Consider the following 12827-nt stretch of genomic DNA (forward strand, 5'->3'; position numbering starts at 1 on the left):
GCTATCAGACCGCCCTCATCAGCAGGGTCGCGGCGACGATGAGTGCCGCACCGCCGAACATCGAGACGGCGTACGAGCGGGCGTAGCCGTTCTGGAGCTTGCGCAGCCGGCCGGAGAGCCCGCCGACCGAGGCCGCCGTCCCGTTGACCACGCCGTCGACCAGGGTGTGGTCGACGTAGACCAGGGAGCGGGTGAGGTGCTCGCCGCCGCGGACCAGGACCACGTGGTTGAAGTCGTCCTGGAGGAGGTCACGGCGGGCGGCCCGGGTGAGCAGCGAGCCGCGCGGGGCGACGACGGGGACCGGGCGACGGCCGTACTGGAGGTAGGCCAGGACCACGCCGATCACCAGGACCACCATGGTGGCCGCGGTGACGGTCGTGGCGCTGATGGGCGCGTCCCCGTGGCTGTGCTCGGTGACCGGCTCCAGCCAGTGCAGGAAGCGGTCGCCGATGCTGAAGAAGCCACCCGCGAAGACGGATCCGAACGCGAGCACGATCATCGGGATCGTCATGGACCTCGGCGACTCGTGCGGGTGCGGCTCGTGGCCCTCGGCGTCGGGCTGCCAGCGCTTCTCACCGAAGAAGGTCATGATCATCACGCGCGTCATGTAGTACGCGGTGATGGCCGCGCCGAGCAGGGCCACCGAACCGAGGATCCAGCCCTCCGTGCCGCCCTTCGCGAACGCCGCCTCGATGATCTTGTCCTTGGAGAAGAAGCCGGACAGACCGGGGAAGCCGATGATCGCGAGATAGCCGAGCCCGAACGTGACGAACGTGACCGGCATGTACTTCCTGAGGGCGCCGTACTTCCTCATGTCCACCTCGTCGTTCATGCCGTGCATGACCGAACCGGCGCCGAGGAAGAGGCCCGCCTTGAAGAAGCCGTGCGTCACCAGGTGCATGATCGCGAAGACGTAGCCGATGGGGCCGAGGCCCGCGGCCAGCACCATGTACCCGATCTGCGACATCGTCGAGCCGGCCAGCGCCTTCTTGATGTCGTCCTTCGCGCAACCGACGATCGCACCGAACAGGAGCGTGACCGCACCCACGATGACGACGACGAGCTGTGCGTCCGGCGACGCGTTGAACACCGCGCCGGAGCGGACGATCAGATAGACACCGGCGGTCACCATGGTCGCGGCGTGGATGAGGGCCGAGACCGGGGTCGGGCCCTCCATCGCGTCACCGAGCCAGGACTGCAGCGGCACCTGGGCGGACTTGCCGCACGCGGCGAGCAGCAGCATCAGGGCGATGCCCGTCAGCGTCGCGCCGCCGCCCTGGTGCTCCTCCGCCGCCTTCAGGACCGGCGCGAAGGCGAACGTCCCGAACGTCGTGAACATCAGCATGATGGCGATCGACAGGCCCATGTCGCCGACGCGGTTGACCAGGAAGGCCTTCTTCGCCGCGGTGGCCGCGCTGGGCTTGTGCTGCCAGAAGCCGATCAGGAGGTACGAGGCGAGGCCCACGCCCTCCCAGCCGACGTACAGGAGCAGGTAGTTGTCGGCGAGGACCAGGAGGAGCATCGCCGCGAGGAACAGGTTCAGGTAGCCGAAGAAGCGGCGGCGCCGCTCGTCGTGCTCCATGTACCCGATCGAGTAGATGTGGATCAGCGTGCCCACACCGGAGATCAGGAGCACGAACGTCATCGACAGCTGGTCCAGCTGGAAGGAGACGTCCGCCTGGAAGCCCTCTACCGGGATCCAGCTGAACAGGTGCTGGGTGAAGGTGCGGTCGTCCGCGCTCTTGCCGAGCATGTCGGTGAAGAGGAGGACGCCGATGACGAAGGAGGCGGCCGAGAGCAGCGTGCCGAGCAGATGGCCCACACGGTCCAGCCGCCGTCCGCCGCACAGCAGTACGGCCGCTCCGAGCAGTGGCGCCGCTACCAGCAGCGCAATCAGGTTTTCCACTGTGCAGCGACCCCTTACAGCTTCATCAGGCTGGCGTCGTCGACCGAGGCCGAGTGGCGGGAACGGAACAGCGACACGATGATCGCGAGCCCGACCACGACCTCCGCGGCGGCGACGACCATCGTGAAGAAGGCGATGATCTGGCCGTCGAGATTGCCGTGCATCCGGGAGAACGCGACGAACGCGAGGTTGCACGCATTGAGCATCAGCTCGACGCACATGAACAGAACGATCGCGTTCCGCCTGATGAGCACGCCGGTGGCGCCGATCGTGAACAACAGGGCGGCGAGATACAGGTAGTTGACCGGGTTCACTTCGACGCCTCCTCGGTCCGCTCAAGGCGCTCGGCCGAGCGCTGCTCCAGGGCCTTCAGGTCACTGAGCGCCTCGTCCGACACGTCGCGGATCTGGCCGCGCTCGCGCAGCGTCTGCATGACCGTGAGCTCCGACGGGGTGCCGTCGGGGAGCAGGCCCGCGATGTCGACCGCGTTGTGCCGGGCGTAGACGCCCGGGGCGGGCAGCGGCGGCAGGTGCTTGCCCTCGCGCACACGCTGCTCGGCCATCTCCCGCTGCGTCCTGGCCCGCTCGATGCGCTCGCGGTGCGTGAGCACCATGGCTCCGAGGGTGGCCGTGATCAGCAGGGCGCCGGTGATCTCGAAGGCGAAAACGTACTTCGTGAAGATGAGGGCGGCGAGCCCTTCCACGTTCCCGCCGGCGTTCGCCTTGCCCAGTCCGATGAACTGGTGGAGCGAGGCGTTCCCGATGCCCGCGAGGAGCAGGATCCCGAATCCGAGCCCGCACAGCAGGGCCAGCCAGCGCTGGCCCTTGATGGTCTCCTTCAAGGAGTCCGCCGCGGTGACACCGACGAGCATGACCACGAAGAGGAACAGCATCATGATCGCGCCGGTGTAGACGATGATCTGGACGACGCCCAGGAAGTACGCGCCGTTGGCCAGGTAGAAGATCGCCAGGATGATCATGGTCCCGGCGAGACACAGCGCACTGTGCACCGCCTTCTTCATCAGGACCGTGCACAGGGCGCCGATGACGGCGACCGTGCCGAGGACCCAGAACTGGAGGGCCTCACCGGTGGAGGTGCCGGCAGCGAGAGTGGCTGCGGCGGCGAGCTGGCTCATGCCTCCGCCCCCTCGGATTCGGGCTTCTCGCCCTTGGAGACGGCGACCTGACGCACCGTGCCGGGCGCGGCCTCCGTCACCAGACCCCGGTAGTAGTCCTGCTCGTCCGTGCCGGGGAAGATCGAGTGGGGCGATTCGACCATGCCCTCCTCGAGCCCGGCGAGCAGCTGCTCCTTGGTGTAGATCAGGTTCTCGCGGCTGCTGTCGGCGAGCTCGAACTCGTTCGTCATCGTCAGCGCGCGCGTGGGGCACGCCTCGATGCACAGGCCGCACAGGATGCAGCGGGCGTAGTTGATCTGGTAGACGCGGCCGTACCGCTCGCCCGGCGAGTAGCGCTCCTCGTCGGTGTTGTCCGCGCCCTCCACATAGATGGCGTCCGCGGGACAGGCCCACGCGCACAACTCGCAGCCGATGCACTTCTCCAGGCCGTCCGGATGACGGTTGAGCTGGTGCCGGCCGTGGAAGCGCGGGGCCGTGGTCTTGGGCTGCTCCGGGTACTGCTCCGTCAGCCGCTTCTTGAACATGGCCTTGAAGGTCACGCCGAAGCCGGCCACGGGATTCTGGAAGCCGGGCTTGGTCTGCCCGCCCTCCGTCGACTCCTCAGCCATGGGACGCCTCCTTTCCGTCACGAGGACCCTCACCGGTTCCGTCACCGGCAGTATCCGGTCCGCCACTGACAATCAACTCCCGCTCCCCGCGCGGGCGTCGGCGCGGCACGGCGGGCGGGGTCTGGCCGGGCAGCGGCGGAACCGGGAAGCCGCCTGCCATCGGGTCGAAGGCCGCGGCCTGTTCGTCCGCCTCCTGTGCCTCGCGCTCCTTGCCGCCGCGGTCCCTGAAGATGTCGACGAGGAACGAGAGCAGCAGCAGCGCGAGGATTCCGCCGCCCACATACAGGGCGATGGAGGCGAAGTCGTAGTTCTCGTTCCGCAAGGTCCGCACGGTGGCGACCAGCATCAGCCAGACCACGGAGACCGGGATCAGGACCTTCCACCCGAGCTTCATCAGCTGGTCGTAACGCACGCGCGGGAGCGTGCCGCGCAGCCAGATGAAGAAGAACAGCAGCAGCTGGACCTTGATGACGAACCAGAGCATCGGCCACCAGCCGTGGTTCGCGCCCTCCCAGAAGGTGGACACCGGCCACGGGGCCCGCCAGCCGCCCAGGAAGAGCGTCACCGACACGGCCGAGACCGTCACCATGTTCACGTACTCGGCGAGCATGAACAGCGCGAACTTGATCGACGAGTACTCGGTGTTGAAGCCGCCGACGAGGTCGCCCTCGGACTCCGGCATGTCGAACGGCGCACGGTTCGTCTCACCGATCATCGTCACGATGTAGATGAGGAACGAGACCGGCAGGAGCACGATGTACCAGCGGTCATGCTGCTGGGCGACGATCTCCGAGGTGGACATCGACCCGGAGTAGAGGAACACCGAGGCGAACGCCGCACCCATCGCGATCTCGTACGAGATCATCTGGGCGCAGGACCGCAGACCGCCCAGCAAGGGGTAGGTCGATCCGGAACTCCAACCCGCGAGCACGATCCCGTAGATGCCGACCGAGGCGACCGCGAGGATGTAGAGCATCGCGATCGGCAGGTCGGTGAGCTGCATCGTGGTGCGGTGGCCGAAGATCGAGACCTCGTTGCCGGAGGGCCCGAAGGGGATCACGGCGATCGCCATGAAGGCCGGGATCGCGGCGACGACCGGGGCCAGGATGTAGACCACCTTGTCGGCGCGCTTGACGACGACGTCTTCCTTCAGCATCAGCTTGATGCCGTCGGCCAGCGACTGGAGCATGCCCCAGGGGCCGTGCCGGTTGGGGCCGATGCGCAGCTGCATCCAGGCGACGACCTTGCGCTCCCACACGATGGAGAAGAGCACGGTCACCATCAGGAAGGCGAAGCAGAAGACCGCCTTGACCGCGACCAGCCACCAGGGATCGCGGCCGAACAACGAGAGGTCTTCGAGAGCGAGCGGGATCATGACTGCACCTCCTTGGCCTCGTCGATGCCCGCGGGACCGATCCGGACGAGCGTGCCGGGCACGGCCCCCGTGTCGGAGGCCACGCCCCCGCCGGTGGAGTTCAGCGGAAGCCACACGACGCGGTCCGGCATCTCCGTCACCTGGAGCGGGAGTTGAGTCGTCCCCGCAGGTCCCGTGACGGCGAGTACGTCGCCGTCCTTGACGCCCGCCTCGGCGGCCGTGGCGGCCGACACACGCGCGCGTGCCGCGTGCCGCGTGCCGGCGAGCGCGTCGTCGCCCTCCTGGAGACGGCCCTGGTCGAGCAGCAGCCGGTGCCCCGCGAGGACGGCCTCACCGGACGCGGGCCGCGGCAGCTGCGAGGCCGTCTCCAGCGAGTCCGTCGCGCGGGGCCCGCTCCACCCGCCGAGGCGGTCGAGCTCCCCCCGCGCGGCCCGCAGGTCCGGCAGTCCCAGGTGTACGTCCATGGCGTCCGCGAGCATCTGGAGGACCCGCGCGTCGGCGGGCGCCAGGGATCGCGTCATCTGGTCGGGCTTGAGCGCCGCCTCGAAGAGACGCGCCCGGCCTTCCCAGTTGAGGAACGTGCCCGCCTTCTCGGCGACCGCGGCAACCGGGAGCACGACGTCCGCGTGGTCGGTGACCTCGCTGGGACGCTGCTCCAGGGAGACGACGAACGCCACCTCGTGCAGTGCTTCACGCGCGCGTGCCGGGTCCGGCAGGTCCGCGACCTCGACACCGGCGACGACCAGGGCCCGCAGCTCGCCGCCGGCGGCGGCCTCGACGATCTGGCCCGTGTCGCGCCCGTAGCGGTGCGGGAGTTCGGACACTCCCCAGGCGGCGGCCACCTCTTCCCGCGCGCGCGGGTCGGTGGCCGGACGTCCGCCGGGAAGCAGCGACGGCAGGGCGCCCGCCTCGATCGCGCCGCGCTCCCCGGCCCGGCGCGGAATCCACACCAGCTGGGCGCCGGTCGCCGTGGCGGCCCGCACCACGGCGGTCAGGGCGCCCGGCACGGACGCGAGCCGCTCACCGACGACGATGACGGCACCCTCGGCACGCAGCGCCTCGGACGCCTCGGCGCCGCCGTCCTCCAGGCCGAAGCCGGAGGCGAGCGCGTCCAGCCACTCGGTCTCGGTGCCCGGAGCGGCCGGCAGCAGCGTGCCGCCCGCCTTCTCCAGCCCCCGGGTCGCGAACGGGGCGAGCCCGAACGTCCGCTGGCCGTGCCCGCGCCACGCCTTGCGCAGCTTCAGGAAGACGCCGGGCGCCTCCTCCTCGGCCTCGATCCCGACGAGGAGTACGGCGGGCGCCTTCTCCAAGGACGTGTACGTGACCCCGACACCGTCGAGGTCACGCCCGCGCCCCGCGACCCGCGCCGCCAGGAAGTCGGCCTCCTCGCTGCTGTGCACGCGCGCGCGGAAGTCGATGTCGTTCGTGTCGAGCGCCACGCGCGCGAACTTGCTGTACGCGTAAGCGTCCTCAACGGTGAGTCGGCCACCGGTCAGGACCCCGGCGCGGCCGCGGGCCGACAGCAGACCCCGAGCCGCGACGCCCAGGGCCTCGGGCCAGGAAGCGGGTTCGAGGACACCCTCCGCGTTACGGACGAGCGGCGTGGTCAGCCGGTCGGGCTTCTGCGCGTAACGGAACCCGAAGCGGCCCTTGTCGCAGACCCACTCCTCGTTGACCTCCGGGTCCGGCGCCGCGAGGCGCCGCATGACCTTGCCGCGCCGGTGGTCCGTGCGGGTCGCACAGCCGCCCGCGCAGTGCTCGCACACGCTGTGCGAGGACACGAGGTCGAAGGGCCTGGAGCGGAATCGGTACGCCGCCGAGGTCAGCGCCCCGACCGGACAGATCTGGATCGTGTTCCCGGAGAAGTACGACTCGAAGGGGTCGCCCTCGCCGGTGCCGACCTGCTGGAGCGCGCCGCGCTCGAGCAGCTCGATCATCGGGTCACCGGCGATCTGGTTGCTGAACCGCGTGCAGCGTGCGCAGAGCACACACCGCTCACGGTCGAGCAGGACCTGGGTCGAGATCGGGACCGGCTTCTCGAAGGTCCGCTTCTTCCCCTCGAAACGGGAGTCGGACTGGCCGTGCGACATGGCCTGGTTCTGCAGCGGGCACTCGCCGCCCTTGTCGCAGACCGGGCAGTCCAGCGGGTGGTTGATGAGGAGCAGCTCCATCACGCCCCGCTGCGCCTTCTCGGCGACGGGTGAGCTGAGCTGGCTCTTGACCACCATGCCGTCGGTGCAGGTGATGGTGCAGGACGCCATCGGCTTGCGCTGGCCCTCGACCTCGACGATGCACTGGCGGCAGGCGCCGGCCGGGTCGAGCAGGGGGTGATCGCAGAAGCGGGGGATCTCGATGCCGAGCTTTTCGGCGGCGCGGATCACCAGCGTGCCCTTGGGCACGCTGATCCCGATGCCGTCGATCGTCAGCGAGACGAGATCTTCCGGCGGCACCGCCGCCTCACCGCCCCCGGAGGGAGCGCCTGTGGTTACCGTCATGCGTTCACCTCCGTGCGCTGGTCCGCCCAAGCGGTCGACTTGGCGGGGTCGAAGGGGCAGCCCTTGCCCGTGATGTGCTGCTCGTACTCCTCGCGGAAGTACTTGAGCGAGGAGAAGATCGGGGACGCGGCGCCGTCGCCGAGCGCGCAGAACGACTTGCCGTTGATGTTGTCGGCGATGTCGTTCAGCTTGTCGAGGTCGCTCATCGAGCCCTTGCCGGCCTCGATGTCGCGCAGCAACTGCACGAGCCAGTAGGTCCCTTCACGGCACGGTGTGCACTTGCCGCAGGACTCGTGGGCGTAGAACTCGGTCCAGCGGGTGACCGCCCGCACGACGCAGGTCGTCTCGTCGAAGCACTGGAGCGCCTTCGTGCCGAGCATCGATCCCGCGGCGCCGACGCCCTCGTAGTCGAGGGGCACGTCGAGGTGCTCGTCGGTGAACATCGGGGTGGAACTGCCGCCGGGCGTCCAGAACTTGAGGCGGTGCCCCGGACGCATGCCTCCGCTCATGTCGAGGAGCTGGCGCAGCGTGATGCCGAGCGGCGCCTCGTACTGGCCGGGGTTGGTGACGTGCCCGCTGAGCGAGTACAGCGTGAAGCCCGGGGACTTCTCGCTGCCCATCGATTTGAACCAGTCCTTGCCGCGATGCAGGATCGCGGGAACCGACGCGATGGACTCGACGTTGTTGACCACAGTGGGGCACGCGTAGAGGCCCGCGACCGCGGGGAAGGGGGGACGGAGCCGCGGCTGGCCACGGCGGCCTTCGAGCGAGTCGAGCAGTGCGGTCTCCTCGCCACAGATGTACGCGCCCGCGCCCGCGTGCACCGTGAGTTCGAGGTTCAGTCCGCTGCCCAGGACGTTCTCGCCGAGGTAGCCCGCCGCGTAGGCCTCCCGCACGGCCTCGTGGAGCCGTCGCAGTACGGGGACGGTCTCGCCCCGCAGATAGATGAAGGCGTGCGAAGAGCGGATCGCGTAGCACGCGATCACGATCCCCTCGATGAGGGAGTGCGGGTTCGCGAAGAGGAGCGGGATGTCCTTGCAGGTCCCCGGCTCCGACTCGTCGGCGTTGACCACCAGATAGTGCGGTTTGCCGTCGCCCTGCGGAATGAACTGCCACTTCATTCCGGTGGGGAAGCCTGCGCCGCCTCGGCCTCGCAGGCCCGAGTCCTTCACATAGGCGATCAGGTCGTCCGGCGACATGGCGAGCGCCTTGCGCAGGCCCTCGTAGCCGTCGTGCCTCCGGTAGACGTCGAGGGTCCAGGACTTGTCCTCGTCCCAGAACGCCGAAAGGACCGGCGAGAGCAGCTTCTCGGGGCTGGTGTCGTTGTTGATCTCGGCTGCCAAGGTCATCACTCCCCCTCCTCGGCGACAGGGCCCGCCGGGTGGGCCGGATCGGAGGACGACGTGTCCTGGGGCGCGTCGTGCGAGCTCAGGTGCTCGGCGGGCGACGCGTCGTGCGGTGACGCGTCGCCGACGTCCCCGTGGGGACCTCCGTCCCGCGGATGGACCACGCGCGCGGGGGCGGCCTCGCCCCTGGCGAGACGCAGGCCGATCAGCGAGGCAGGTCCCGCGCTGCCGCTCGCCTCGACGGCGCCGGGCCGCTCGTCCGGGAAGCCGGCGAGGATCCGCGCGGTCTCCTTGTACGTGCACAGGGGGGCGCCGCGGGTGGGTTCGACCTGCGCGCCCGCGCGCAGGTCGTCGACCAGCCGCTTCGCGCTGCCCACCGTCTGGTTGTCGAAGAACTCCCAGTTGACCATCACGACGGGCGCGAAGTCGCAGGCGGCGTTGCACTCGATGTGCTCGAGGGTGACCTTGCCGTCCTCGGTGGTCCCGCCGTTGCCGACGCCCAGGTGCTCCTGGAGGGCCTCGAAGATGGCGTCGCCGCCCATCACGGCGCACAGCGTGTTCGTGCAGACCCCGACCTGGTAGTCACCGCTCGGCTTGCGCCGGTACATCGTGTAGAACGTCGCGACGGCGGTGACCTCGGCGGTGGTCAGGCCCAGCACGTCGGCGCAGAACTGCATGCCCGTGCGCGTGACATGCCCCTCCTGCGACTGCACGAGGTGCAGCAGCGGGAGGAGCGCGGAGCGGGAATCCGGGTAGCGGGCGATGATCTCGCGCGCGTCCGTCTCGAGGCGGGCTCGGACGTCGTCCGGGTAGTCGGGCGCGGGCAGTTGGGGCATGCCCAGGCTGACGCCCTGGCCCTGCTCGGAAGGAGTGGTGGTCACCGGTCGACGCCTCCCATCACGGGGTCGATGGACGCGACGGCGACGATGACGTCGGCGACCTGGCCGCCCTCGCACATCGCCGCCATGGCCTGAAGGTTGGTGAAGGAGGGGTCGCGGTAGTGGACCCGGTAGGGGCGGGTGCCGCCGTCGGACACGACGTGCACCCCGAGCTCCCCCTTGGGGGATTCGACGGCGGAGTACGCCTGCCCGGCGGGGACCCGGAAGCCCTCGGTCACCAGCTTGAAGTGGTGGATCAGGGACTCCATGGAGGTGCCCATGATCTGCTTGATGTGGTCGAGCGAGTTGCCGAGGCCGTCCGGGCCGAGCGCGAGCTGCGCCGGCCAGGCGATCTTCTTGTCGGCGACCATGACCGGGCCCGGGGCGAGCCGGTCCAGGCACTGCTCGACGATGCGCAGCGACTGCCGCATCTCCTCCAGGCGGATCAGGAAGCGTCCGTAGGAGTCGCAGGTGTCCGCGGTCGGGACCTCGAAGTCGTAGTTCTCGTAACCGCAGTACGGCTGCGACTTGCGCAGGTCGTGCGGGAGGCCCGCCGAGCGCAGGATCGGTCCGGTGGCGCCGAGGGCCATGCAGCCGGTGAGGTCGAGATAGCCGACGTCCTGCATACGGGCCTTGAAGATGGGGTTCCCGGTGGCGAGCTTGTCGTACTCGGGAAGGTTCTTCGACATCTTCTTCACGAACTCGCGGATCTGGTCCACCGCGCCGGGCGGCAGGTCCTGGGCGAGTCCGCCGGGCCGGATGTACGCGTGGTTCATGCGCAGGCCGGTGATGAGCTCGTAGATGTCGAGAATGAGTTCACGATCACGGAAGCCGTAGATCATGATCGTCGTGGCGCCGAGCTCCATGCCGCCGGTGGCGATGGCGACCAGGTGCGAGGACATCCGGTTCAGCTCCATCAGGAGCACCCGGATGATCGACGCGCGGTCGGGGATCTCGTTCTCGATGCCGAGGAGTTTCTCGACCGCGAGGCAGTACGCCGTCTCGTTGAAGAACGGCGTCAGATAGTCCATGCGCGTCACGAACGTGGTGCCCTGCGTCCACGTGCGGTACTCGAGGTTCTTCTCGATGCCCGTGTGCAGATAGCCGATGCCGCAGCGGGCCTCGGTGACCGTCTCGCCGTCGATCTCCAGGATCAGCCGGAGCACACCGTGCGTGGACGGGTGCTGCGGCCCCATGTTGACGATGATGCGCTCGTCGTCGGCCTTGGCCGCGGACTGGACGACCTCGTCCCAGTCGCCGCCGGTGACCGTATATACGGTCCCCTCGGTCGTCTCGCGCGCCGAAGCGGCCGATGCCGCAGAAGAAGTAGACATCAGGAGTACGACCTCCGCTGGTCCGGAGCCGGGATCTGGGCGCCCTTGTACTCGACGGGGATGCCGCCGAGGGGGTAGTCCTTGCGCTGCGGGAAGCCCTGCCAGTCGTCCGGCATCATGATCCGCGTCAGCGCCGGGTGGCCGTCGAAGACCAGACCGAAGAAGTCGTACGTCTCGCGCTCGTGCCAGTCGTTCGTCGGATAGACGGCGACCAGCGAGGGGACGTGCGGATCCGCGTCGGGGGCGCTGACTTCGAGACGGATCAGCCGATTGTGGGTGATCGAGCGCAGGTGGTAGACGGCGTGCAGCTCGCGGCCCTTGTCGTCCGGGTAGTGCACCCCGCTCACGCCCGTGCAGAGCTCGAAGCGCAGGGCCGGGTCGTCGCGCAGCGTCTGGGCGACACGCACCAGGTACTCGCGTTCGATGTGGAACGTGAGCTCGTCGCGGTCGACGACGGTCTTGTCGATGGCGTTCTCGGGAACGAGGCCCTGTTCCTCCAGGGCCCCCTCCAGCTCGTCGGCCACCTCGTCGAACCAGCCGCCGTACGGCCGCGTGGCGGCGCCCGGCAGCCGGACGGAGCGGACGAGGCCGCCGTAACCCGAGGTGTCGCCGCCGTTGTTGGCGCCGAACATGCCGCGCTGGACGCGGATCTCCTCGCCCTGGTCGCCGCGCTGCCCCGGGAGGTTGGCCGCGCTGAGGTCCTTCTCGGGGTTGACCCCGTTGCTGTCCGCGTCACTCACCGCAGCAGCCCCTTCATCTCGATCGTCGGGAGCGCCTTGAGCGCCGCTTCCTCCGCCTCGCGGGCCGCCTCCTCGGCGTTCACGCCGAGCTTGGAGGACTGGATCTTCTGATGGAGCTTGAGAATCGCGTCCATCAGCATCTCCGGCCGCGGCGGACAGCCGGGCAGGTAGATGTCCACAGGGACTACGTGGTCGACGCCCTGCACGATCGCGTAGTTGTTGAACATCCCGCCCGACGAGGCGCACACGCCCATGGAGATGACCCACTTGGGGTTCGGCATCTGGTCGTAGACCTGCCGCAGAACGGGCGCCATCTTCTGGCTCACGCGCCCGGCCACGATCATCAGGTCCGCCTGCCGCGGCGAGCCGCGGAAGACCTCCATGCCGAAGCGCGCCAGGTCATAGCGACCGGCGCCCGTCGTCATCATCTCGATGGCGCAGCACGCCAGGCCGAACGTGGCCGGGAAGACGGATGACTTGCGCACCCAGCCCGCGGCCTGCTCGACGGTGGTCAGCAGAAAGCCGCTCGGCAGCTTTTCTTCGAGTCCCATGGCTTAAGGCCCCTCAGTCCCATTCCAGGCCGCCGCGCCGCCATACGTACGCGTACGCGACGAAGACGGTGAGCACGAAGAGCAGCATCTCCACGAGCCCGAAAACACCCAGGGCGTCGAAGGTGACGGCCCAGGGGTAGAGGAAGACGATCTCGATGTCGAAGACGATGAAGAGCATCGCCGTCAGGTAGTACTTGATGGGGAAGCGCCCGCCGCCGGCCGGCGTGGGGGTCGGCTCGATACCGCACTCGTAGGCCTCGAGCTTGGCCCGGTTGTACCGCTTTGGACCGATAAGCGTGGCCATGACCACGGAGAAGATCGCAAAGCCTGCCCCGAGGGCTCCCAGTACGAGGATGGGCGCATACGCGTTCACCGCTCCTCGCTCCTCTCAGTCGGCGCTGACTGCTGGCGGATACGTGGGGCCCGCCTCCCGCTCCCCGCGAAGCCACCCCCGGTTGC

The 12827-nt window shown here is 68.9% G+C and carries 12 protein-coding genes; all 12 read right to left on the reverse strand.

The window, feature by feature from the left end; translation table 11 throughout:
- Positions 1 to 4: 4 nt before the first annotated feature.
- Genes nuoL through ACZ67T_RS37715 form a run of 12 tightly spaced genes read right to left on the reverse strand, consistent with a single transcriptional unit; the run spans position 5 to position 12741 of the window.
- A complete protein-coding gene (gene nuoL, locus ACZ67T_RS37660; RefSeq protein ID WP_469990404.1) occupies positions 5 to 1906 on the reverse strand; it encodes an NADH-quinone oxidoreductase subunit L in 1902 nt (633 codons plus the stop codon).
- Positions 1907 to 1920: 14 nt separating this feature from the next.
- Complete coding sequence (gene nuoK / locus ACZ67T_RS37665) at positions 1921 to 2220, reverse strand: NADH-quinone oxidoreductase subunit NuoK (protein WP_100598032.1); 300 nt, start codon at positions 2218 to 2220, stop codon at positions 1921 to 1923.
- Positions 2217 to 3041 (reverse strand): NADH-quinone oxidoreductase subunit J, encoded by an 825-nt coding sequence (locus ACZ67T_RS37670; protein ID WP_469990406.1) that lies wholly within the window; start codon positions 3039 to 3041, stop codon positions 2217 to 2219. Before ACZ67T_RS37670 ends, nuoK begins: the two co-directional genes overlap by 4 nt.
- On the reverse strand, positions 3038 to 3649 hold the full coding sequence (gene nuoI / locus ACZ67T_RS37675; RefSeq protein ID WP_326774580.1) for an NADH-quinone oxidoreductase subunit NuoI: 612 nt from the start codon (positions 3647 to 3649) through the stop codon (positions 3038 to 3040). Before nuoI ends, ACZ67T_RS37670 begins: the two co-directional genes overlap by 4 nt.
- Positions 3642 to 5024, reverse strand: a complete 1383-nt coding sequence (gene nuoH / locus ACZ67T_RS37680; RefSeq protein WP_469990408.1) for an NADH-quinone oxidoreductase subunit NuoH — start codon at positions 5022 to 5024, stop codon at positions 3642 to 3644. The genes nuoI and nuoH overlap by 8 nt, the downstream gene beginning before the upstream one ends.
- Positions 5021 to 7519 carry an NADH-quinone oxidoreductase subunit G gene (locus ACZ67T_RS37685; protein WP_469990410.1) on the reverse strand — a complete coding sequence of 833 codons (2499 nt, stop codon included), beginning with the start codon at positions 7517 to 7519 and terminating at the stop codon, positions 5021 to 5023. The genes nuoH and ACZ67T_RS37685 overlap by 4 nt, the downstream gene beginning before the upstream one ends.
- Positions 7516 to 8871: an NADH-quinone oxidoreductase subunit NuoF gene (gene nuoF / locus ACZ67T_RS37690; RefSeq protein WP_469990412.1), complete on the reverse strand. Its 1356-nt coding sequence runs from the start codon at positions 8869 to 8871 to the stop codon at positions 7516 to 7518. The genes ACZ67T_RS37685 and nuoF overlap by 4 nt, the downstream gene beginning before the upstream one ends.
- Entirely contained in the window at positions 8868 to 9746 is an 879-nt protein-coding gene (gene nuoE / locus ACZ67T_RS37695; RefSeq protein WP_469990414.1) for an NADH-quinone oxidoreductase subunit NuoE, read from the reverse strand. Before nuoE ends, nuoF begins: the two co-directional genes overlap by 4 nt.
- Positions 9743 to 11077 carry an NADH-quinone oxidoreductase subunit D gene (locus tag ACZ67T_RS37700; protein ID WP_469990415.1) on the reverse strand — a complete coding sequence of 445 codons (1335 nt, stop codon included), beginning with the start codon at positions 11075 to 11077 and terminating at the stop codon, positions 9743 to 9745. The genes nuoE and ACZ67T_RS37700 overlap by 4 nt, the downstream gene beginning before the upstream one ends.
- Positions 11077 to 11817, reverse strand: a complete 741-nt coding sequence (locus tag ACZ67T_RS37705) for an NADH-quinone oxidoreductase subunit C (protein ID WP_100598024.1) — start codon at positions 11815 to 11817, stop codon at positions 11077 to 11079. Before ACZ67T_RS37705 ends, ACZ67T_RS37700 begins: the two co-directional genes overlap by 1 nt.
- Positions 11814 to 12368, reverse strand: coding sequence for a NuoB/complex I 20 kDa subunit family protein (locus tag ACZ67T_RS37710; protein WP_006133126.1), 555 nt, complete (start codon positions 12366 to 12368; stop codon positions 11814 to 11816). The genes ACZ67T_RS37705 and ACZ67T_RS37710 overlap by 4 nt, the downstream gene beginning before the upstream one ends.
- A gap of 13 nt (positions 12369 to 12381) precedes the next feature.
- A complete protein-coding gene (locus tag ACZ67T_RS37715) occupies positions 12382 to 12741 on the reverse strand; it encodes an NADH-quinone oxidoreductase subunit A (RefSeq protein WP_007383963.1) in 360 nt (119 codons plus the stop codon).
- Between the last annotated feature and the right edge of the window lie 86 nt (positions 12742 to 12827).

It is taken from the genome of Streptomyces sp. NPDC107517 (assembly GCF_055582645.1).